Source organism: Micromonospora sp. WMMD714 (assembly GCF_029581315.1).
Lineage (GTDB): Bacteria > Actinomycetota > Actinomycetes > Mycobacteriales > Micromonosporaceae > Micromonospora > Micromonospora rifamycinica.
The window spans coordinates 835,843-855,647 of sequence record NZ_CP120744.1 but is presented as its reverse complement, the minus strand read 5'-3'; the positions used below and the strand labels follow the sequence as shown (position 1 = coordinate 855,647).

Genomic DNA, 19,805 nt, shown 5'->3' with positions numbered 1-19,805 from the left:
AGTTTTCTACCCCTCCTCCGGCCCGGCTCTGCGTCTGGTCCAGGCCAGGAACCGCTCGAACAGCTCGGCCGGGGGCGGGACGGCGTTCGGGTTGAGGGTGACCAGGTCGCCGGTGGCGTCGAACAGCCGCCCGGCCATGTAGACGGACAGCCCGACCCGGTCCCGCCGGTAGTCCCTGGTCAGCACTAGCCGGGCGGGCTGACACGGCCAGGGGGCCGCGCACACCCGGCACAACCAGAGCGGTCGCATCGGCACGTGCGGCCGGATGGCCCCACCCGCACGGGCATGCACTGGGGAGGCGTTCGATCTCCGGCGAGTCTCGGCGACATACCGGCTGGGGCTGGGTGCGCTGGTCTGGCTGGGGTCCATCGAATTCTCCGTAGCGTCCGACATCAGCGCGCGGGACAAGCGGGCCGGTGGGGTGCGGCGACATCAACCCAGCGTGCTGCCCTTCTCCACTGTTGTCAAGGTGCAAGGGTGTATCAGGCAAGGTGCAGTTAGGCTAGCTGCGGTTTGACCACTGGCGGTCTGGCTACTCTCGCGCCGTGCCACGCCACCTCTACGGGGCGGGCGAGATCACGACGCGGCTCGGCGTCAGCCGGCAACGGGCGCGCCAGATCATCGACCGGCCCGACTTCCCTAAGCCGTACGACCGGCTCGGGATGGGTGCTGTGTGGCTCAAGGCAGAGGTCGAGGCGTGGATTCGTGAACACCGCCCCCACCTCGGCGAGGCGGACGACGAGGAACAGCCCGCCTGACCCGACCGCTGGTTGCCGGCGTGCTGCTCATGTCGGAGCAACCGGCCGAAGCCTGAGCCTCGCTCCGACCCGTGCCGGCCTACGATGGGCCTGCCATGGCGGCTGCGCAGGTGGGGAGGCGGGATGAAGCTCAAGCTGGACCTGCACGACATCTTCAACAAGGGCCACGACATCGACCGCGCCCTGCGCGGCATCATGGACGAGGCGGTGGCGAAGAAGGCCACCCTGGTCGAGATCATCCCTGGTAAGGGTTCCGGCCAGCTCAAGAAGAAGGTGCTGCGCTTCCTCGACCAGAAGGACGTCAAGCAGCTCTACCACCGGGTCGAGAAGGACTCCAAGAACTTCGGCCGCCTCTTCGTGCACTTCCGCTGGAAGTGATGTGGGCGTCCTGACGACCGGTCAGATGTCCAGGACGGCGACCGTCTCCCCGTCGCTCTGCTCGCCGGTCGGCCGGAAGCCCAGCTTCAGATAGAAGTCCTCCGGCCCGCCCTCCCGGGGCACCCAGGTCACGTACGCCCGGTCGCCGCCCCGGGCGCGGATCTCCGCGCACACCGCCTCGACGGCGAACCGCCCGTAACCCTTCCCCTGGTCGTCGGCCGCGATGTTGAGTCGCCACAGGCCGGACCGGACGTCGTCGGGGTTGTCGCCCCACGCGTAGTCGAGGAAGGCCATCAGGAAGCCGACCAGCCGGTCGCCGTCGAAGATCAGCCTCGGCCAGGCGATGTCCGGGAAGACGTACGCCTCGGCCAGTGACTTGACCACCGGTCCGACCAGATCCTCCTGATCGGGGCGCACCGACAGCTTGAGCGCCGCCTCGTAGTTCTCCGGGGTGACCTTCTCCAGCCGCATCCTGCGGACCGTAGTCCGCCCCGCCGGTCCGGGCGACCGGTTATCTGGGCCATCCAGCCCTGTTCAGGCTGCCGACAGTTTCCGTACGACGTACTGGTTGAGGCTCATCCCGTCCTCCGCCGCATGGATGGCCAACTCGCGGTGAAGGCTCTCGCCGACACGCACGTTGAACTTGCCCGAGTAGCTCCGATCGGCAAACGGCTGCGGTACTTCCTCGTCCTGCTGCTCCATGTCCGCGACCACCTCGCTCAGCAGGCGCTGGAGCCCTTGCAGGGCTTCGATCTGAGAGGGGGCCAGCCAGGACAGCGAGGGAAACTCGGCGCAGGTGGCGACGAACTCGTTGTCCTGGGCCGACCACGTGACGCGATAGGAGTAGTGACTCACCTCGGGACGAACGTCCTGCATCACATGGCCTCCTTCTTCTCGATCGCCTTGAGGACCTGCCGTACCTGGTACGCCTTGGCTTTGCCTTTGTCGTTCTGAATGTTCACGCGTGGGTCTCCGGCCCACGGCATCTTGAACACCGCGTGCGAGGTGCCGTCCTGCCGAGGCTTCCCGAAGTAGTGCTCGCACACCCGCTTGAGATCGTTGTAGGAGATGCCCTGCGGGTTGGTCCGCATTGCTTCCATGATCCGACTCACCGAGGGCACACGGTTTATGGTACTACCAGTGGTGCTATAGACCAATCCTTCGCCGAGTGGTCCTCAGAACGGGTAGGTGCGGGCGACCGCCAGCATCTCCGAGGTGTGCGAGCCGACCACCCCCACCCCCGCCGGTCGCTTCCGGAACCCCGGCAGCTCCTCCAGCCCGTCGCTGGCGTCCATCGCCCGCAGCGCCACCTTGGCTGCCCGGGGCCGTACGGTCAGGGTGACCTCGACGCCCTGCGCGGGCGGGGCGTGGACGACGATCCCGAAGCCCCACCGGTCGGCCTCCGCCTCCCCGACGCCCGGCTGCCGCCCGACCGGCACCTCACGCCCGGCCACCTCGGCCCGGGCCACCTCGGCGGTGGTGGCGTCCACGTGCAGGGTGGCCAGCCGGACGGTGCGCTGGGGGAGCAGCCGCAGCCGCAGGGTGCGCAGCCCACCGGCGGTGGTGTCGGCGAGCACCTGCACGGTCGGCGCGGGCAGGTTCGCCGCCGGTGCCGGGCCGCCGCGCAGGTCCGGATCGCCCAGGCCGGGGAACCCGTCCAGCCGGGCGGGGCCGTCGACGTACCCGTCGGTCCAGGGCTGGGGGTCGGCCTCCCGGCTGAGCCACTGGGCCGAACCGGTGTCGGCGTCTAGGGCGTACATCAGGTGGGTGGGGACGGGGTGGTCGGCGTCGAAACGGTCGACCGCCAGGCCGACCCCGGCGAATACCGTGGCGGCGAGCGCGGCGGCGACGGCCGGCAGCGCGCCGAGCCGGCGGGCCCGGGCGGCGACCAGGCCGCGCTGGCCGCCGGCCGCCGGGTGCAGCAGGTCGAGCACCGGCAGCGCGGCCAGCCCGAGCAGCACCGCGAACAGCGCCGCCACGCCGCCCATCGCCATCCCCAGCGCGGGGAAGAGCAGTACCACGGTGGGTAGCAGGATCACCACGGCGACCGCGCCGGCCAGGGTCACCGCGACCACCGGCCACGGGCCGTCGATCCGGGTGCGCAGCGCCACCAGGCCGGCGAGCGCGCCGGCCAGCGCCGGCAGGGTGACCAGGTACGCCCCACCGGGCACCAGAGCGGCCAGCACCACTCCGAGCACGGCCAACCAGCCCAGCCCACCGACGGCCAGCGCCGCCGGGCCGACCCGGCGGCGGGCCAGCGCGTACCAGGCGAGCAGGATCGCGGCGGCGAGCGCCACCACCGCCAGGCGGTACCAGACCGGCCGGTACGGGTCGAGCAGCTCGGCGTAGCCGGGGCGCAGCGTGGTGATCCCCGCCCAGAGCAGTTGGGCGGCGAGCGGCGCGGCCACGATCGGCACCAGCGCCAGCCCGAACCCGGCGACCAGTCGACCGGTGCCGGCCCGGCCGGTGCGCCGGACCTGCCACCCCAGGGCCAGCACCCCGAGCACCGCCAGCCCGGCCAGCGGCCAGGTCAACCAGCCGGGGTAGCGGACCAGCCCGCCCGGCACCGGGAAGTAGGTGGCGTCGTGCCCGGACCGCAATGCCGTCAGGTCGGTGCGGCCGAATTCCCGGGCCAGCCCGAGCGCGTTGTCGCCGTGCATCTGGAGGCTGCCCCGGTCCATCGCCGCCGGGGTGTCCAGCGGGGTGTGGTAGATCGCGCTCCCGTCGATGTACGCCGAGTTCAACCCGACGAAGTCGTGGTCGAGGAAGGCGGTGAAGTCGGTGTCGTTGGGCAGCGCACGGTAGATCTCCACCGCGAACGAGGTGCCCACCGGGTGCGGTGCGCCCCGGCCGAAGGCGGCCACCAGACCGGCGTTGTCCCGGGACGTCTCGAACATGATCACCGGTCCGGTGGCGCCCCGGGCCTCCAGGTTGAGCACCACCCCGCCGTCGGCGGCCAGCGGGTGGCCCGCCGCGAACGCCGACGCGCCACACAGGCAGGCCTCCTCGGCGTCGGTCAGCACGAACACCACGTCGTTGCGGAGCCGGGGGCCGGTGGCCAGCGCGCGGGCCACCTCCAGCACGGTGGAGGTGCCGGCCGCGTCGTCGTTGCCACCCGGGCCGGTCTGCACCGAGTCGTAGTGCGCCACCAGGAAGACCCGGCCGGTGGAGGCGGTGCCGGGCAGCCGGGCCACCACGTTGCGGACCCGGGCGACGGTGGCCCCGCCGGCCGCCCCGCTGAGCTGCCCGGCCTCCGGGGCGACGGTGTCCTGCACCTCGGTCTGAAGGCCCAGCCCGCGCAGCGCCCCGACCAGGTGCTCACGGACCTGGTCGTTGGCGGCGCTGCCGGCCGGGTGCGGGCGCTGCGCCACCGTCTGCACCGTCCGGTAGGCCCGCCCGGCGCTGAACTCGTCGGCCGGGGCGTCCGCAGGCCGGGGCGTCGGGGTGGCCAGGGTGACCAGCATGGCCGCACCCGCCGCGACCAGCGCCAGCAGGGCGGCCAGGGCGGCGAGCAGGCGACGCGGGGGCCGGGTCAGCGCCCGGTCGGCGGCGGAGGCGGGGGGTACGCCCACGGGGAACTCCTCGGAGGTGGTGCGGGGGTGGGCATCATCCTGCCCCGGCCGGGAAGGAGCGGGGGCGTACCGGGACCGAACCGTGACGCGCGGGGCTGACCGGACGCTCATCCGGTGGAGGCCCCACCCGGTGACGGCCTTGCCCGGGTACGCCCTGGACCGGGCGGACCGTGTTGTGTGCGACCGTTGTCTAATACAGGATCAGCAGGGCACTCGGAAGGAGCCCGACATCACCAGCGAACTCCCGCGTCTCGCGGCGGTGACCCGGTCGCACCGGGGGCCCGGCCTGGCCGGGCCCTCCGTCGCGCCGTACCCGCACGGCGGGCTCGGGCACAACCCCAACCTGCCGCCGGGTGAACGGCTGCGGGTGCTGCTGGTCGAGGACGACGAGGGCGACGCCTTCCTGGTCGGTGAGCTGCTCGCCGAGACCAACTCGATGATCGACCTGCTGGTCGCCACCAGTCTCAGCGAGGCCCGGCAGCGCATCGCCGGCGTCGACTGCGTCCTGCTCGACCTCGGGCTGCCCGACGCGCAGGGCCTCGACGGCCTGCGCCGGGTGCTGGAGATGTCCAGCGGGGCGGCGGTCTGCGTGCTGACCGGCCGCTCCGACGAGCACCTCGGCATCGTCGCGGTCGCCGAGGGCGCCCAGGACTACCTGGTCAAGGGCCAGGTCGACGGGGTGCTGCTGACCCGTGCCCTGCGGTACGCGGTGGAACGTAAGCGGGCCGACGAGAACGCCCGCCGGCTGCGCGAGGTCGAGCTGCGCCAGGCCGAGTCGGCCCGGCTGGAACGGGGCCTGCTGCCCCAGCCGCTGATGACCACCGACGAGGTGGCGGTGCACACCTTCTACCGGCCGGGCCGGCACGCGGCGCTGATCGGCGGGGACTTCTTCGACGTGGTGCAGACCCGGCCGGACCGGGTCGACCTGATCGTCGGTGACGTCTGCGGGCACGGGGTGGACGAGGCGGCCCTCGGCGTGGAGCTGCGGGTGGCCTGGCGGGCGTTGATCCTGGCCGGGGTGCCCGACGACGAGGTGCTGCCCGCCCTGGAGCAGGTGCTGATGAGCGAGCGCCGGCTCCAGGAGATCTTCGCCACCGTCGCCACCGCCCGGCTCGACCTGGCCGCCAACCGGGCCACCGTCCGGCTGGCCGGTCACCCGCCGCCGCTGCTGCTGTCCGGCGGCAAGGTCGCGCCGGTCCCGGCCCGTGGGGGCCTGCTGCTCGGCGTACGACCCCGCCGTCCCGTCGCGTTCGACCTGGAGTTCGACACCGATGACTGGTCCCTGTTGATGTACACCGACGGCCTGATCGAGGGGCGGGTGGGTGACGGCGACGACCGGTTGGACGTCGACGGGCTCACCGGCCTGCTCCAGGAGCGGGCCAACCACGCCGTGCCGCTGTCCGAGCTGCCCGCCTGGCTGGTCGGTCGGGCCGAGCAGATCAACGGTGGGCCGCTCGCCGACGACGTGGCCATGCTGCTGGTGACCCGGGGCGGTGGCCGGTGAACACGTACCGCCGGGGGTGGACCCTGCGTCGTCGGGTGCTGGCGCTGCTGGCCGTGGTGGGCGTGCTGCTGGTCGGGCTGGCCGTGGCCGAGGCGGCGGTGGCAGCGAAGAACCGCGCCTACACCGACACGCTGCTCACCCGGACGGGTCCGCTGCGGGTGCAGGGGCAGGAGCTGCTCAACGTGCTGCTCGACCAGGAGACCGGCGTCCGTGGGTACGCGGTCAGCGGCAACCGCGCCGACCTGGCCCCGTACGAGCAGGGGGTGCGGCAGGAGCGCGACGTGGCCGCCACGATCGCCGACCTGGGCCGTAACTACCCGGCGATCGTGGATGCGCTGCGCACGGCGCAGCAGCAGGCGGCGGACTGGCGGCGGACGGTGGCCGAGCCGGTGATCGCGACCACCGGGAGCAGCGGCACGGCCGCCGGCCAGGCGTTGATCACCGCCCAGGCGCGGCAGCAGTTCGACCAGATCCGGGCGTCGGTGGGTGACCTCCAGACGGCGATCCTGGCCGAGCGGGAGAGGGGCGCCCGGGACATCGAGCGGACCGGCAACATGCTGGTGGTGCTGCTGATCGTCGCGGCGGTGGTGGTGGTCATCGCCGGCACCCTGATGCTGCTCTCCCTGGAGCGGATGGTGATCCGGCCGCTGACCGGCCTGGCCCAGCAGGTGCGGGAGGTCGCCGCCGGTGACTACCAGCACCACATCGCCGGGTCGGGGCCGCCGGAGTTCCGCCGGCTCGCCGACGACGTGGACGTGATGCGGCAGAAGATCGCCAAGGACCTGGCCGAGGTGCGGGCCGCTCGGGAGAACATCGAGTGGGTCAACAGCCAGTTGCAGAAGCAGGCCGAGGAGCTGACCCGCTCCAACCGTGACCTGGAGCAGTTCGCCTACGTCGCCTCGCACGACCTCCAGGAGCCGCTGCGCAAGGTGGCCAGCTTCTGCCAGCTGCTCCAGCGTCGGTACGCGGGGCAGCTCGACGAGCGGGCCGACCAGTACATCGCGTTCGCGGTGGACGGCGCGCAGCGGATGCAGCGCCTGATCAACGACCTGTTGGCGTTCTCCCGGATCGGCCGGCTCACCACCGGCTTCGTCGACGTCGACCTGAACCGGGTGATGGCCGACGTGGCCAGCCAGACCGAGCCGGGCCGGCAGTACGCCGACGCCGAGCTGACCTGGAGCGAGCTGCCGGTGATCCGCGGCGAGGAGCCGCTGCTCACCAACCTGCTGGTCAACCTGGTCAGCAACTCGGTGAAGTTCCGCCGCCCGGACGTCCCGCCGAAGGTGCGGGTCTCGGCCCGGCTGGTCGACGCCGAGTGGGAGATCACCTGCCAGGATAACGGCATCGGCATCGAGCCCGAGTTCGCCGACAAGATCTTCGTGATCTTCCAGCGGCTGCACGCCAAGGACGCCTACCCGGGCACCGGCATCGGCCTGGCCATCGTCAAGAAGATCGTCGAGTACCACGGCGGTCGGGTCTGGGTGGACACCGACCAGGCCGAGGGGACCGCGATCCGGTTCACCCTGCCGGCCCGGCCGGAGGACGTCGAGGCGGCGAAGGCGGCGGCCGCCACGGCCGACGCGACCGCCCCGACCGACGGGGACGGCACCACGACGACGGGGACCGACGACACGGCGACCACCGGCCCGGACGACACGGCGACGACCGACCGCCCGGTCGGGGAGTCGCCGGTGCCGGTCGGTGAGGCCGCCGGGGACGGGCCGACGGTCGGGCGGCAGCCGGCCGGCGGGCAGCACGAGGACCCACCCGGCGGGCCGCCGGGGCAAGGCACCACGGGTGGTACGAAGGAGAGGGTCGGATGACCGCGCCGGCGGACGGCAAGAGCCCGATCGAGGTCCTGCTGGTCGAGGACGACCCGGGCGACGTGCTGATGACCCAGGAGGCGTTCGAGGAGCACAAGCTGCGCAACCGGCTGACCGTCGTCTCCGACGGCGCCGAGGCGCTGGCCTACCTGCGGCGCGAGGGCCGGTACGCGGACGCGGTGACCCCGGACCTGATCCTGCTCGACCTGAACCTGCCGCGCCGGGACGGCCGGGAGGTGCTGGAGGAGATCAAGAACGACGAGCAGCTGCGCCGCATCCCGGTGGTGGTGCTCACCACCTCCCAGGCCGACGAGGACATCCTGCGCAGCTACCAGCTGCACGCCAACGCCTACGTGACCAAGCCGGTGGACTTCGAGCGCTTCATCTCGGTGGTCCGTCAGATCGACGAGTTCTTCGTCAGCGTGGTCAAGCTGCCGCCGCGTGGCTGACCACCTGCTCGCCGACGTCGACACGCTGCTGCGGGAGACCGCGGCGGACGTGGTGTTGCCGCTGTTCCGCCGGCTCGACGACGCCGACGTCACCGAGAAGGCACCGGGTGACCTGGTCACCATCGCCGACCAGCGGGCCGAGGAGCGGATCTCGGCCGAGCTGCGCCGGCTGCTGCCGGGGTCGCTGGTCGTCGGCGAGGAGGCGGTGGCCGAGGACGGGTCGTTGCTGCGGCACCTGCGCGACGGCGGCGACGTCTGGGTGGTCGACCCGGTCGACGGCACCGGCAACTTCGCCGCCGGCCGCCGACCGTTCGCGCTGATGGTGGCCCTGCTGCGGGCGGGCGAGCCGACCGCCTCGTGGGTGTTCGACCCGCTGGCCGCGACGATGGCCGTGGCCCGCGCCGGTGCCGGCACCCGGCTGGACGGCCGACCGGTGCGGGCCGCCGCCGCCGTCGCGCCCGGCCGGCTGCGCGGCACCGCGATGGTCCAGTACCTGCCGCAGGCCACCCGGGACCGGGTGGCGGCCGGTGAGGGCCGGATCGGGGAGCTGCTGCCCGGCCAGCACTGCGCCGGCCGGGAGTACCTCGACCTGCTCACCGGGGCGCAGCAGTTCGTCATGTTCTGGCGCACCCTGCCCTGGGACCATGCGCCCGGTGCGCTGCTGGTCCGCGAGGCGGGCGGGGTGGCCCGCCGGTTCGACGGCACCGAGTACCACCCGGCCGACGACGGCCGGGGGCTGCTGGTCGCCGTCGACGAGCAGACCTGGCACGAGGTGCGGGCCGCCCTGCTCGGCGACTGACGGCCGCCTCCCGCCGGACCGGCGGTGCAGCACCACGGTCGGGCCGGTGCTGCGGGTCGTGGTGCCGGCCGTTGCCCGCCCCGCCGGGTGGTGCGGCAGGCCGGTGGGGCATCGACGGACCGGACCCTCGGCGACCGGCTCGACACGCCGCGTCGAGCGTTGCCGTCCGGTGTCGTCACGGGACCGGTCGCCGGCTGTGGTTGCGGTATCGTGACCGGCGGTCTCCGCCCCCAGGCCGCCAACCGGGGCCGGCGGGACCGCCGCCGGACCGGCCCGTCGCCGGGCGTCGGCGGCAGAGGGAAGGACACCCCCGTGCCCAGGACCAGCCTGACCCGGCCCCGCCTGCGACGGCCGCTGACCGTGCTGCTCGCCGCGCTGGCGCTACTGCTCGGTGCCGGCGCGGTGCCCGCCTCGGCGGAGCCCGGCGAGGGCGGCACCAAGCAGCTCAAGGACGCGCTGACGGCGGCGGCGAAGGGGCACATCGAGGCCAAGGCCAAGCTGGACAGCTCCAAGCGGCGGCAGACCGAGCTGGCCGCCCAGCTGAAGGTGTTGGAGACCCGGCTGGGTGAGCTGACCAACCAGGTGGGCGAGGTGGCCGCGCAGTCGTACCGGGTGGGCCGGCTGACGCCGACGTCGATGCTGCTCAACACGGCCAGCCCGGAGGCGTTCCTCAAGCGGGCGGCCGACCTCGACATGATGGCCCAGCGGGACGGCAAGCAGCTCCGCGCGCTCGCCGAGGCGCGGCACGAGGCCGCCCAGGCCACCCTCGACATCAACGCCGAGGTCCGGGAGCAGCAGAAGCAGCTCGCCACGCTGGCCAAGAAGAAGCGGGACGCCGAGCGCGCCCTGGCCACGGTCAGTTCGGGCAGCAGCGCCGGTTTCAGCGGCGGGTCGAGTTCGGCGAAGCCGGCCCCGCGCAACTCCGACGGGTCGTGGCCCAGCGAGTCGTGTTCGGTGAACGACCCGACCACCTCCGGCTGCATCACCCCGCGCACCCTGCACGCCATGCAGCAGGCCAAGGCGGCCGGCTACAAGCGGTTCGTGTCCTGCCACCGCAGCGGCGGGGGCGGCGAGCACCCCAAGGGCCGGGCCTGCGACTTCTCGGCCGCCACCAGCGGCTTCAAGGACGAGACGGCCACCGGCGGGGACAAGGCGTACGGCGACAGCCTGGCCAACTACTTCAAGAACAACGCCAACCGGCTCGGCGTGCTCTACGTGATCTGGTACCGGCAGATCTGGATGCCGAACACCGGCTGGCGGGCGTACAGCGGGTCGGGCAGCCCGGCCGCCGACCACACAAACCATGTTCACCTTTCGATGTACTGACCGTCCGGCCCAGGTACGGGACGTAGCATCGCGACGGTGAGCAGCTCATCGTCCGACATCGTGACCGCGCCGACACCCTCCGCGCCGGTCCCCTCCCGTGCCCTGCCCAACGGGCTCGCCGCGTTCCTGGTCTTCTTCTCCAGTGGTGCGGTGCTGGTGCTGGAGACGGTTTCGTTGCGCCTGGTCGGCCCGTACGTCGGGGTGACCCTCCAGGTGACCAGTTCGGTGATCGGCATCGCGCTGGCCGCCATCGCGTACGGGGCCTGGTCGGGCGGCTGGCTGGCCGACCGGCGGGATCCGCGGGGCCTGCTCGCTCCGGCGCTGATCCTGGCCGGCATCGCCGCCGCGGTCACCCTGCCGGTGGTCCGGTACGCCGGTGAGCTGCTGCGCGGCGGGGCGGTCAGCGGCATCCTGCTGCTCACCGCGCTGGCCGTGTTCGTGCCGGCGGCGTTGCTGTCGGCGGTCACCCCGCTGGTGGTGAAGCTGCAACTGGCCGACCTGCGGCGGACCGGCCAGGTGGTCGGGCGGCTCTCCGGCATCGGCACCCTCGGTGGCATCACCGCCACCCTGGCCACCGGGTTCGTGCTGGTGGCGGCGCTGCCCAGCACGGTCATCCTGATCGGGTTGGCGGCGTCGCTCGGCGTGGTCGGGTTGGCGCTCGGGGTGTACCTGCGTCGGCAGGAGTCCGCCGGGCTGCCCGGTCCGGCCCGGCTGAAGGCCACCCTGGCGGTGCTCGGGTTGGTCGCGGCGGGGCTGAGCGCGGTCGCGCCGAACCCGTGCGACGTGGAGACCGCGTACCACTGCGCCCGGGTGGAACGTGATCCGGACCGGGCCGGTGGCCGCACGCTCTATCTCAACTCGGCCCAGCACTCGTACGTCGACCTGGACGACCCGACGCACCTGGAGTACGAGTACACCCAGTGGATCGGCGCGGTCGCCGACGTGGCCGCCCCGAAGGGGCAGCGACTGGACGCGCTGCACCTGGGCGGAGGCGGGTTCACCATGCCCCGCTACCTGAGCGCCACCCGGCCGGGCACCGACAACGTGGTCTTCGAGATCGACGGTGAGCTGGTCGAGCTGGACCGGCGGGAGTTGGGCGTCCGGACCGGTCCGGGGCTGCGGGCGACGGTGGGGGACGCCCGGATGCTGGTCGGCGGGGAGCCGGCGGACAGCCGTGACCTGGTCGTCGGGGACGCCTTCGGGCACCTGGTGGTGCCCTGGCACCTGGCCACCCGGGAGATGGCGGCGGAGGTCGACCGGGTGCTCCGCCCCGGCGGCATCTACGTGCAGAACGTCATCGACTACCCGCCGGGCCGGTTCATCCGCTCGGAGCTGGCCACGGTGGCCGCCGAGTTCGACCACGTGGCGCTGGTCGCGCCACCGGAGGCGATCGCCGGGCAGCAGGGCAGCAACTTCCTCATCGTCGCCTCGGACGCCCCGCTGCCGCTGGACGCGCTGCGGACCCGGCTGGGCACGGTGGCGAAGATCCCGGATCTGCTCGCCGGCAGCGAGGTCACCCGGTTCGTGGACGGTGCCCTGGTGTTGACCGACGACTACGCTCCGGTGGACCAACTGCTCGCGACCGCCTGAACGGGTGACTTTCCTGACCGATTACGCCCAGCGAGGTGTAGCGGGGGCCTACCCGGGCAACTCGGTCGACCATGGGTGCAGGAGTGCGCAACGCCGCCCAGCTCCTCGGTGAGCGGTACCGGCTGATCGAGCAGCTCGGCGCGGGCGGGATGTCCGTGGTGTGGCGCGGCTACGACCAGGTGCTCGGCCGTCAGGTCGCGGTGAAGGTGCTCGCCTCCCGGCTGGCCACCGACCGGGCCTTCCGGCACCGGATCCGGATCGAGGCGCAGGCCGCCGCCCGGCTCTGCCACCCCAACATCACCAACGTGTACGACTACGGCGAGTCCGAGCAGGTCGGGCTGACCGTGCCGTACGTGGTGATGGAGCTGGTGGACGGCGGCCCGCTCACCGCGCGGCTCGGCCGCGACGGGCAGCTGCCCTGGCGGGAGGCGGTGACCATCGGGGCCGAGGTGACCTCGGCGCTGGCCACCGCGCACGCCCGGGGGGTGGTGCACCGGGACGTCACCCCGGGCAACGTCATGCTGACCGCCACCGGGGTGAAGGTGGTCGACTTCGGCATCTCCGCGCTGGTCGGGGAGAGCGAGAAGGGGCCGGACGGCACCCTGCTCGGCACCCCCGCCTACCTCGCCCCGGAACGCCTCGACAACGGCCAGGTCTCCCCGGCCACCGACGTGTACGCTGTCGGGCTGCTGCTCTACCGGATGCTCACCGGGCGGCTGCCCTGGCAGGCCAGCACCACCACCCAGATGCTGCGGGCGCACATGTACCACGACCCGGAGCCGATGCCGCCGGTGCGCGGGCTGCCCGACGAGGTGGTCGAGCTGGTCGGCCGCTGCCTGGCCAAGCGTCCCGAGGACCGGCCGGCGACGACCGAGGTGGCGCGTACCCTCGCCGGCGCGGCCGGGATGGTCGCGGCCGTGCCGGTGTCCCCGGCCCCCGGGCGGCTCGATCCGGCCCTGCTCGCCAACGCGGGCACCACGATCCTGCCCTGGTCGGCCGACACCGACGCGCTGCCCTTCTCGGGCCGGACCCGCAACCGCCGGGCCGCCGCCCGCCGCCGCCGGATCGAGGCCGGGGTGGTCGCGGTGGGTCTGGTCGCGGTGACCGCGGCGATCTGGGGGGTGACCTCGCGCAGCCCGGCCAGCGGCGGCGTCGACCGGCCGACCGAGGCCCGGATGGGGTTGACCGAACCCACCCCGTGCGAGGTCGAGTACGCACTGCGCAGCGACTCCGGCAGGGACTTCGCCGCCCAGCTCACGCTGACCAACACCGGCCCCCGGGAGCTGCGGGACTGGACGATGAGCTTCGCCTTCCCCGGCCAGCAGACCGTCACCACGACCACCCCGGGGGTACGCCAGGAGGGACGTACGGTCCGGGTCACCCCGGCGGCCGGACGCGCCGCGCTGGCCCCGGGCGCGTCGGAGAAGGTCGCGCTGACCGGCCGGTACACCGGCGGCAACCCGCTGCCGCTGGAGTTCACCGTCGGCGAGTCGAGCTGCGGGGTGCGGGTCTCCGGGGTGGCCGGCAGCGCCCCGGTGGTGAAGCCGCCGACGGTGAAGAAGCCGGCGGTGAAGAAACCGGCGGCGAAGAAGCCGGCGAAGGCGTCCGGCAAGGGCGGTTCCGGCGGTGGGGCCGCCCCGGCGAAGCCCAAGCCGAAGGCCGAGAAGCCCGGCAAGGGGCCGGGGTCGGCCGCGGGCAAGGGGCCGGCGGGCAAGGGGCCGGGTGGGGCGGCGGGCAAGCCGGGGCGGTGACCGGGCGGGGCTGAGCCTCAGCGCAGGGCCGCGAACTGTTGCACCTGGGCGATCCCGCCCTCGACGACCAGGATGCTGCCCGGCCCGAGCAGGGTGTCCGGCTCGGCGTACCGGAAGGGCTCACCGGCCGGTTTGGCGCCGACCACTATCACCCCGTACCGCTCCTGCAGGGCCAGCCCGTCGAGGCGGTGGCCGACCAGCGGCGGGGGGACCGGCACCTTGGCGATGGCGAAGTCGTCGCCGAACTCCATGAAGTCGAGCATCCGGCTGACGATCAGATGGGCCACCCGCTCGCCGGTCTCCGCCTCGGGGAAGACCACGTGGTGGGCGCCGACCGAGGCCAGGATCTTGGCATGCTTCCGGGAGGTCGCCCGTGCCCAGATCTGCGGTACGCCCACCTCGGTCAACGCCAGCACGGTGAGCACGCTGGCCTCCACCGAGGCGCCGATGGCGACCACCACCCGGCGGAAGTCGCCGATGCCGAGCTGCCGCAGCGCCTGTTCCTCGGTGGCGTCGGCCTGCACCACCCGGTCCAGCGAGGCCGACCAGCGTTGCACCCGCGCGGCGTCGTGGTCCACGGCGAGCACCTGGTGGCCGAGCCGGGCCAACGCCCCGGCCAGGTGACAGCCGAACCGGCCCAGCCCGATCACGGCGATGTCGCCGCTGTCCTCGCTCCTAGCCGACAACGGGTTGCTCCTTCGGGTAGCGGTAGAGCCGACGTCGGGTGTTCAACGCGATCGCCGAGCCGAGGGTGAGCGGCCCGATCCGGCCGATGTACATCAGCACGGTCAGCACCAGCTGGCCCGACCAGGACAACCGCTCGGCGAGCCCGACGGTGAGCCCGGTGGTGCTGAACGCGGAGACCACCTCGAACACCGTGTCGTTGAACCGGACGCCGGTGGTGAGCACGGTCAGCCACAGCGTGCCGACGGTCACCAGCGCCACGCTGAGCAGCGTCACGGTCAGCGCCTGGCGCTGGCTGGCCACGGCGATCCGGCGGCGGCCCACGGTGACGTCGGGTTCGCCGCGCAGTTCGGCCCAGATGACGAATCCGAGCAGGAAGAACGTGGAGACCTTGATGCCACCGGCGGTGCTGGCGCTGCCGCCGCCGATGAACATCAGGGCGACGAGCAGGGGAAAACTCTCCTCGCTCAAGGCCGACACGTTGATCACGTCGAAGCCGCCGGTACGGCTGAGCGCGATCTGGGTGAAGGCGGCGAGCAGCTTGCCGGCGGTGTCGTAGGTGCCGATGGTGAACGGGTTGGCCCACTCGGCGGCGAGCAGGCCGACGAAGCCGGTGGCCAGCAGCGCCAGGGTGCCCCAGACGGTCAGCTTGGTGGCCACCGTCCAACGGGCCGGGCAACGCCGCTGCCGGAACGCCTCGAACAGGGCGGGGAAGCCCAGCCCGCCGACGACCGCGCCGAGGGCCAGCGGCAGCGTCACCCACGGGTCGCGGGCGAAGGCGACCAGGCCCTCGGAGTAGAGGCTGAACCCGCCGTTGTTGAACGCCTGGACCGAGTGGAACACCCCGGACCACAGCGCCCGGCCCGGCGGATAGTGGTAGGTCAGCCAGAGCCGTGCGGTGACCATGACGGTCATCACCAGTTCGCAGCCGAACACCGTACCGGCGATGTGCATCAGCAGGCGGCGGATGTCGCCGATGCCGTAGTCGGTGGCCTCCGCCTGCACCAGCAGCCGGTTACGCAGCCCGAGCTGACGGGTCACGGCCAGGCTGACCAGGGCCGCGCCGGTGAGGATGCCGAGGCCGCCGACCTGGGTGAGTACGGTGATCATCACCAGCCCGAACCCGTTCCAGTAGTTCGGGGTGTCGGTGACGTTCATGCCGGTGACCGAGACCGCCGAGGTGGCGGTGAAGAGGGCGGTGACCAGCGGGGTGTAGTGGTGCGCGCTGGTCGCCCAGGGCAGCATCAGCAGGCCGGTGCCGATCACGATGGTCACCAGGAAACCGAACGGCACCAGCCGGACGGGGTGACGAAGGAACCGGCGCACCAGACAATCCTGTCGATTCCGGTGCGTCCGGGTCGGTGAATCGCGTATCCCGTCGCTCCCGCCTGCCTCCCTGCCCGTTTCTCCCGCCGGCCTCCACGCCGGTTTCCCCACCGGCCTTCCCGCCGGTTTCCCCGCAGGGTTCACCTGGCGGCCAGTCGACGGGCAACTGGCGGTCAGCCGCGCCCGGTCTGCTGTGAGCGCCCCTCGACACCCGCTGGGGCGTACCGGCGCTGGGCCGGAAGCCCATCGACCAAGGAGATCGCGTTGCGACGTACCCTTTCCGCCCTCGGTGTGGCCGGCGCGCTGCTCGCCGTGGCCGTCGCCGTCCCGGTGGCCGTGCCCGGCGCGGCCTCGGCCCGCGAGGACGACGCGGACCGCACCGACCGTGCGGACCGGGCCACCCACCGGCCCGTGGTGATCGGCCACCGGGGGGCCAGCGGCTACCGCCCGGAGCACACCCTGGAGGCGTACCGGTTGGCGATCCGGATGGGGGCCGACTACATCGAGCCGGACCTGGTCTCCACCCGGGACCGGGTGCTGGTCGCCCGGCACGAGAACGAGATCTCCGGTACGACCGACGTGGCGGCCCGCCCCGAGTTCGCCGGCCGCAAGGCCACCAGGACCATCGACGGGGTGCCGGTCACCGGCTGGTTCACCGAGGACTTCACCCTGGCCGAGCTGAAGACGCTGCGGGCCAAGGAGCGGCTGCCCCAGGTGCGGGTGGCGAACACCGCCTTCGACGGCCGGTTCGAGGTGCCCACCTTCCAGGAGGTGCTGGACCTGGCCCGCGCCGAGTCGAAGGCCCGCGGCCGCACCATCGGCGTCTACCCGGAGACCAAGCACCCCAGCTACTTCGCCTCGATCGGGCTGCCCCTGGAGGAGCCGCTGGTCGCGGTGCTGCGCCGCAACAAGCTGACCCACCGCAACGACCCGGTCTTCATCCAGTCCTTCGAGACCGCCAACCTGCGCAAGCTCGACAAGATGACCGACGTGCCGCTGGTCCAGCTCCTCGACGCCACCGGCCAGCCGTACGACTTCACCGCCGCCGGTGACCCGCGCACCTACCAGGACCTGGCGACCGCCGCCGGCCTGCGCGGGATCGCCCGGTACGCCGACGGGGTGGGCCTCAACAAGAACCTGATCGTCCCCCGGGACGCCACCGGCAAGCTGCTCGCCCCGACCACGGTGATCCGCGACGCGCACCGGCACAACCTCGTGGTGCACGCCTGGACGTTCCGCGCCGAGAACCAGTTCCTCCCGGTCGACTTCCGGATCGGGGCCGACCCGAACGCCCGGGGCGACATCACCGCCGAGTACGAACTCTTCCTCGGCCTCGGTCTGGACGGCGTCTTCGCCGACCAGCCCGACACCGCCGTCGCCGCCCGCGCCGGCCTGGCCACCCGCTGACCGCTCGCGCCCGGTGGGGCGCCTGATCAACTCAATGTGGCCGGGGTAGCGGTATCCGGGTCGTCCGGACACCGCTACCCCGGCCCACAGGAGTCACTCCCGTCAGCTGGACCTACAGTCGGGCCATGGGCATCGACGGGCCGTCGGCAGGAAGCTCCGGTGGGGTGCGTGCCGTCTACCCCGGCAGCTTCGACCCCTTCACCCCCGGGCATCTGGACGTGGTGGACCGGGCGCGCAGGCTCTTCGACGAGGTGGTCGTGCTCGTCGCGGTCAACAGCGCGAAGCATCCCGGCCTCGACGAACACCAGCGGGCCGCCGCCGTCCGGACGGGCCTGCCGGCGGGATGGACCTCCGTCACGGTCGCCGCCTGGCGCGGGTTGACCGCCGACTACTGCCTCCGCCACGGGGCGGCAGTAATCGTCCGGGGTGTGCGGAACACGAGCGACCTCCAGGCCGAGTGCCGGCTCGCCGCGATGAACGAGTCACTGGGTGTCCCCACGGTTTTCCTGCCCGCCCAGCCCGAACTGGCGGCGATGTCGTCGACCGCCGTACGCACGCTGGGGACGTCGCTGCCGCGATCGGGCTAGCGCGGACGTCGGGTGGTCCAGGTCATCAGCGCGGTCGGGGTGGCGCGGGCGTTGGGCGGTCCGGGTCGCCGGATTGTGGAGAGTTGTTGCCGCCCTGGCGACAATAACTCTCCACAATCCAGCGACTGAGCCGGTGGGGATCCGCCCGGGAGGTCAACGGGTGCGGGGTGGCGCGGATGCAGGGTGGGTCAGGTCGTCGTGCAGCGCCTGGAGCCGGTCCCGGCAGCGCAGCACCAGGCCGGCGATCTCGTCGAAGGTCGCCGCGTCGACGCGGTTACCGTCGAGCCACAATGCGCGTACGGCCGTCCGGCCCTGCACGAGGTACGTCGCGGCCGCCTCGACCAGCCCGACGAACTCGGCACGGTGGGCCGGGGGAGCGAGGTGAGCGGCGCGTCGCGCCACCTGCACCGGCTCGCCGGGACCGGTGAAGATCGTGGGGAGGTCGCCGCCCTCAGCCTGACCGGTGCCGATGCTGGCGAGGACGTATTCCAGCTCGGTCGTGGCCAGCGTCATCCTGCCGACGGCCAGGACGGTCTCCTCGGTGAGTCGCCGCATCGGCCCACCCTAACGAACCGAACACCGGCCACCAGCCCAACGACGATCCGCAAAGCCTGGCCGCTCTGCTGCTCACCGCTGGCGGTGCCCGCCCCGATGGGGTGCCCGGTCCGGGCACCGACGGCCCGCCAGCCAGCCAGCCCGCCAGCCCGCCACATCGCGGCTCGCCACATCGCCGCTCGCCGGGTCACCGCGCCGCCGGGCGGTCGGGTTGCTACGTGGAGGGTTCGGCGACGTAGGTGCCCCGGCCGGGCTGACCGGTGATCAGCTCGCGGTCGTGCAGCAAGGAGAGCGCACGCGAGGCGGTATTCATGTGGACCTGGTACGCCTCGGCAAGCTCGCGGGTCGAGGGCAGCTTGTCACCCGGTTTGAGTTCACCGCTCTTGATCTTGGCGGTGAGGTCATTGGCGATCTGGCGATAGGGGGCTTCAGCTGTGGGCATGGTGAGACTCCGGTTGGTTCGGCGTCTCTGATCATGCCGCCCTGCACCAGTAACTGCAACAAGCTGTCGTGTCGCCGCAACGAAGGGTCACCTACACAAATATTTTGGGTATGTTGTGGACGTCCGGTTCCGGTTGGTTCGGCAAACCTCGGGGGCGGACACCAAGGGTTGGCTCCGGGGCCGTACCGCCGCACAGGGCTGCGGTCCCGAGGCCGGTGACCCGGTCCGCGTCCCCTATCCGCGGGCCGGGTCACCTTCCACAGCACCGAATGGAACGCGACCGGAAGGTGACCCATGCACATCCTGCTGTCCCTGCTCCGCCGGCTGTCCGGTCGCCGCCCGTGGCGCGGTCGGGAACCTGGTGCGCGCCCCAGCGGGTCGGAACGACACTGGCCGGAGCGCCCGCCGAACGGCGGTTGGTACCGGTCGCGGGCGTGCCGGCCGCTGACCGCCGGAGAGGCCCGGCGACGACAGTTCCGGCTGGTCAAGCGGGGGCTCGATCCGGTGGAGGTGGACGCCTTCCTGCACCGGGTCGCCGCCGACCTGGCAACGGCGCGGCGCGACCTCGCCCTGACCCGGGAGGAGAATCAGCGGATCAAACAGGCGTTGCGCTCCTGGCGTACCCACTTCACCTCGGACGTGCGGTGGTGACCCGGGAGCGGTTCGTCGTCCACCTGCCGGTGGCCGCCGACGACCTGGCCGCCGCCCAGGGACTCGCCCGCGCGATCACCCGGGCACTCGCCTCCCTGCCCGACGTCGACCCGGGCACCACCACCGTCTCCCACGAGGACGACCAGTCCGTACGCCACTGGGTCTACTGCGACCGCCGGCTGACCCCCGACCTCCGCTGTGCA

The 19,805-nt window shown here is 72.6% G+C and carries 21 protein-coding genes; 12 read left to right on the top strand and 9 right to left on the bottom strand.

The window, feature by feature from the left end:
- Nucleotides 1–6: 6 nt before the first annotated feature.
- Nucleotides 7–249 carry a hypothetical protein gene (locus tag O7625_RS03880; RefSeq protein ID WP_282346796.1) on the bottom strand — a complete coding sequence of 81 codons (243 nt, stop codon included), beginning with the start codon at nt 247–249 and terminating at the stop codon, nt 7–9.
- A 296-nt stretch (nt 250–545) separates the two neighbouring features.
- Here O7625_RS03880 and O7625_RS03875 point away from each other — a divergent pair, with 296 nt between their 5' ends.
- Together O7625_RS03875 and O7625_RS03870 are read left to right on the top strand one after the other, a co-directional pair.
- Entirely contained in the window at nt 546–758 is a 213-nt protein-coding gene (locus tag O7625_RS03875; RefSeq protein WP_091242277.1) for an AlpA family phage regulatory protein, read from the top strand.
- Nucleotides 759–881: 123 nt separating this feature from the next.
- On the top strand, nt 882–1,136 hold the full coding sequence (locus tag O7625_RS03870; RefSeq protein ID WP_067315484.1) for a Smr/MutS family protein: 255 nt from the start codon (nt 882–884) through the stop codon (nt 1,134–1,136).
- A 21-nt stretch (nt 1,137–1,157) separates the two neighbouring features.
- On the opposite strand, the gene O7625_RS03865 is transcribed toward O7625_RS03870, so the two are convergent.
- From O7625_RS03865 to O7625_RS03850, 4 genes are all read right to left on the bottom strand, one after another.
- On the bottom strand, nt 1,158–1,607 hold the full coding sequence (locus O7625_RS03865) for a GNAT family N-acetyltransferase (protein ID WP_282344356.1): 450 nt from the start codon (nt 1,605–1,607) through the stop codon (nt 1,158–1,160).
- A 63-nt stretch (nt 1,608–1,670) separates the two neighbouring features.
- Nucleotides 1,671–2,012, bottom strand: a complete 342-nt coding sequence (locus tag O7625_RS03860) for a type II toxin-antitoxin system HicB family antitoxin (RefSeq protein WP_282344355.1) — start codon at nt 2,010–2,012, stop codon at nt 1,671–1,673.
- Nucleotides 2,012–2,257: a toxin HicA gene (locus O7625_RS03855; RefSeq protein ID WP_282344353.1), complete on the bottom strand. Its 246-nt coding sequence runs from the start codon at nt 2,255–2,257 to the stop codon at nt 2,012–2,014. Before O7625_RS03855 ends, O7625_RS03860 begins: the two co-directional genes overlap by 1 nt.
- 54 nt (nt 2,258–2,311) lie before the next feature.
- Complete coding sequence (locus tag O7625_RS03850; RefSeq protein WP_282344349.1) at nt 2,312–4,708, bottom strand: M28 family peptidase; 2,397 nt, start codon at nt 4,706–4,708, stop codon at nt 2,312–2,314.
- Nucleotides 4,709–4,967: 259 nt separating this feature from the next.
- On the opposite strand from O7625_RS03850, the gene O7625_RS03845 reads away from it, so the two are divergent.
- The 7 genes from O7625_RS03845 (at nt 4,968) to O7625_RS03815 (ending at nt 13,950) form a co-directional block, all read left to right on the top strand.
- Nucleotides 4,968–6,212 carry a fused response regulator/phosphatase gene (locus O7625_RS03845; protein ID WP_172898441.1) on the top strand — a complete coding sequence of 415 codons (1,245 nt, stop codon included), beginning with the start codon at nt 4,968–4,970 and terminating at the stop codon, nt 6,210–6,212.
- The gene (locus tag O7625_RS03840) at nt 6,209–8,035 is read left to right on the top strand and encodes a sensor histidine kinase (RefSeq protein ID WP_282344348.1); all 1,827 of its coding nucleotides are present in this window, start codon (nt 6,209–6,211) and stop codon (nt 8,033–8,035) included. Before O7625_RS03845 ends, O7625_RS03840 begins: the two co-directional genes overlap by 4 nt.
- Nucleotides 8,032–8,484: a response regulator gene (locus O7625_RS03835; protein WP_067310481.1), complete on the top strand. Its 453-nt coding sequence runs from the start codon at nt 8,032–8,034 to the stop codon at nt 8,482–8,484. The genes O7625_RS03840 and O7625_RS03835 overlap by 4 nt, the downstream gene beginning before the upstream one ends.
- Complete coding sequence (locus O7625_RS03830; protein WP_282344346.1) at nt 8,477–9,283, top strand: inositol monophosphatase family protein; 807 nt, start codon at nt 8,477–8,479, stop codon at nt 9,281–9,283. The genes O7625_RS03835 and O7625_RS03830 overlap by 8 nt, the downstream gene beginning before the upstream one ends.
- Nucleotides 9,284–9,595: 312 nt before the next feature.
- Nucleotides 9,596–10,609 (top strand): hypothetical protein, encoded by a 1,014-nt coding sequence (locus O7625_RS03825; RefSeq protein ID WP_282344344.1) that lies wholly within the window; start codon nt 9,596–9,598, stop codon nt 10,607–10,609.
- 36 nt (nt 10,610–10,645) lie between these two features.
- Nucleotides 10,646–12,199 carry a fused MFS/spermidine synthase gene (locus O7625_RS03820; RefSeq protein ID WP_282344342.1) on the top strand — a complete coding sequence of 518 codons (1,554 nt, stop codon included), beginning with the start codon at nt 10,646–10,648 and terminating at the stop codon, nt 12,197–12,199.
- Nucleotides 12,200–12,270: 71 nt separating this feature from the next.
- Complete coding sequence (locus O7625_RS03815; protein ID WP_282344340.1) at nt 12,271–13,950, top strand: serine/threonine-protein kinase; 1,680 nt, start codon at nt 12,271–12,273, stop codon at nt 13,948–13,950.
- Between the two features lie 17 nt (nt 13,951–13,967).
- Here the strand turns inward: O7625_RS03815 and O7625_RS03810 are convergent, their stop codons facing one another.
- Together O7625_RS03810 and O7625_RS03805 are read right to left on the bottom strand one after the other, a co-directional pair.
- The gene (locus O7625_RS03810) at nt 13,968–14,636 is read right to left on the bottom strand and encodes a TrkA family potassium uptake protein (RefSeq protein WP_282344338.1); all 669 of its coding nucleotides are present in this window, start codon (nt 14,634–14,636) and stop codon (nt 13,968–13,970) included.
- A complete protein-coding gene (locus O7625_RS03805) occupies nt 14,626–15,960 on the bottom strand; it encodes a potassium transporter TrkG (protein WP_282344336.1) in 1,335 nt (444 codons plus the stop codon). The genes O7625_RS03810 and O7625_RS03805 overlap by 11 nt, the downstream gene beginning before the upstream one ends.
- Nucleotides 15,961–16,224: 264 nt before the next feature.
- Here O7625_RS03805 and O7625_RS03800 point away from each other — a divergent pair, with 264 nt between their 5' ends.
- Together O7625_RS03800 and coaD are read left to right on the top strand one after the other, a co-directional pair.
- On the top strand, nt 16,225–17,367 hold the full coding sequence (locus O7625_RS03800; protein WP_282344334.1) for a glycerophosphodiester phosphodiesterase: 1,143 nt from the start codon (nt 16,225–16,227) through the stop codon (nt 17,365–17,367).
- A 125-nt stretch (nt 17,368–17,492) separates the two neighbouring features.
- Nucleotides 17,493–17,954, top strand: coding sequence for a pantetheine-phosphate adenylyltransferase (gene coaD / locus O7625_RS03795; protein ID WP_282344332.1), 462 nt, complete (start codon nt 17,493–17,495; stop codon nt 17,952–17,954).
- A gap of 153 nt (nt 17,955–18,107) precedes the next feature.
- Here the strand turns inward: coaD and O7625_RS03790 are convergent, their stop codons facing one another.
- Both O7625_RS03790 and O7625_RS03785 read right to left on the bottom strand, forming a co-directional pair.
- On the bottom strand, nt 18,108–18,509 hold the full coding sequence (locus tag O7625_RS03790; RefSeq protein ID WP_282344330.1) for a hypothetical protein: 402 nt from the start codon (nt 18,507–18,509) through the stop codon (nt 18,108–18,110).
- A 214-nt stretch (nt 18,510–18,723) separates the two neighbouring features.
- The gene (locus O7625_RS03785; RefSeq protein ID WP_282344329.1) at nt 18,724–18,951 is read right to left on the bottom strand and encodes a winged helix-turn-helix domain-containing protein; all 228 of its coding nucleotides are present in this window, start codon (nt 18,949–18,951) and stop codon (nt 18,724–18,726) included.
- A 294-nt stretch (nt 18,952–19,245) separates the two neighbouring features.
- On the opposite strand from O7625_RS03785, the gene O7625_RS03780 reads away from it, so the two are divergent.
- Nucleotides 19,246–19,602 (top strand): DivIVA domain-containing protein, encoded by a 357-nt coding sequence (locus O7625_RS03780; protein ID WP_282344328.1) that lies wholly within the window; start codon nt 19,246–19,248, stop codon nt 19,600–19,602.
- Nucleotides 19,603–19,805: the final 203 nt, after the last annotated feature.

Coding starts and splice junctions, on each gene's coding strand:
- coaD (WP_282344332.1), top strand. CDS start 17,493: ATGGGCATCGACGGGCCGTCGGCAGGAAGCTCCGGTGGGGTGCGTGCC.
- O7625_RS03780 (WP_282344328.1), top strand. CDS start 19,246: ATGCACATCCTGCTGTCCCTGCTCCGCCGGCTGTCCGGTCGCCGCCCG.
- O7625_RS03790 (WP_282344330.1), bottom strand. CDS start 18,509: ATGCGGCGACTCACCGAGGAGACCGTCCTGGCCGTCGGCAGGATGACG.
- O7625_RS03860 (WP_282344355.1), bottom strand. CDS start 2,012: ATGCAGGACGTTCGTCCCGAGGTGAGTCACTACTCCTATCGCGTCACG.
- O7625_RS03865 (WP_282344356.1), bottom strand. CDS start 1,607: ATGCGGCTGGAGAAGGTCACCCCGGAGAACTACGAGGCGGCGCTCAAG.
- O7625_RS03835 (WP_067310481.1), top strand. CDS start 8,032: ATGACCGCGCCGGCGGACGGCAAGAGCCCGATCGAGGTCCTGCTGGTC.
- O7625_RS03815 (WP_282344340.1), top strand. CDS start 12,271: ATGGGTGCAGGAGTGCGCAACGCCGCCCAGCTCCTCGGTGAGCGGTAC.
- O7625_RS03870 (WP_067315484.1), top strand. CDS start 882: ATGAAGCTCAAGCTGGACCTGCACGACATCTTCAACAAGGGCCACGAC.
- O7625_RS03785 (WP_282344329.1), bottom strand. CDS start 18,951: ATGCCCACAGCTGAAGCCCCCTATCGCCAGATCGCCAATGACCTCACC.
- O7625_RS03880 (WP_282346796.1), bottom strand. CDS start 249: ATGCGACCGCTCTGGTTGTGCCGGGTGTGCGCGGCCCCCTGGCCGTGT.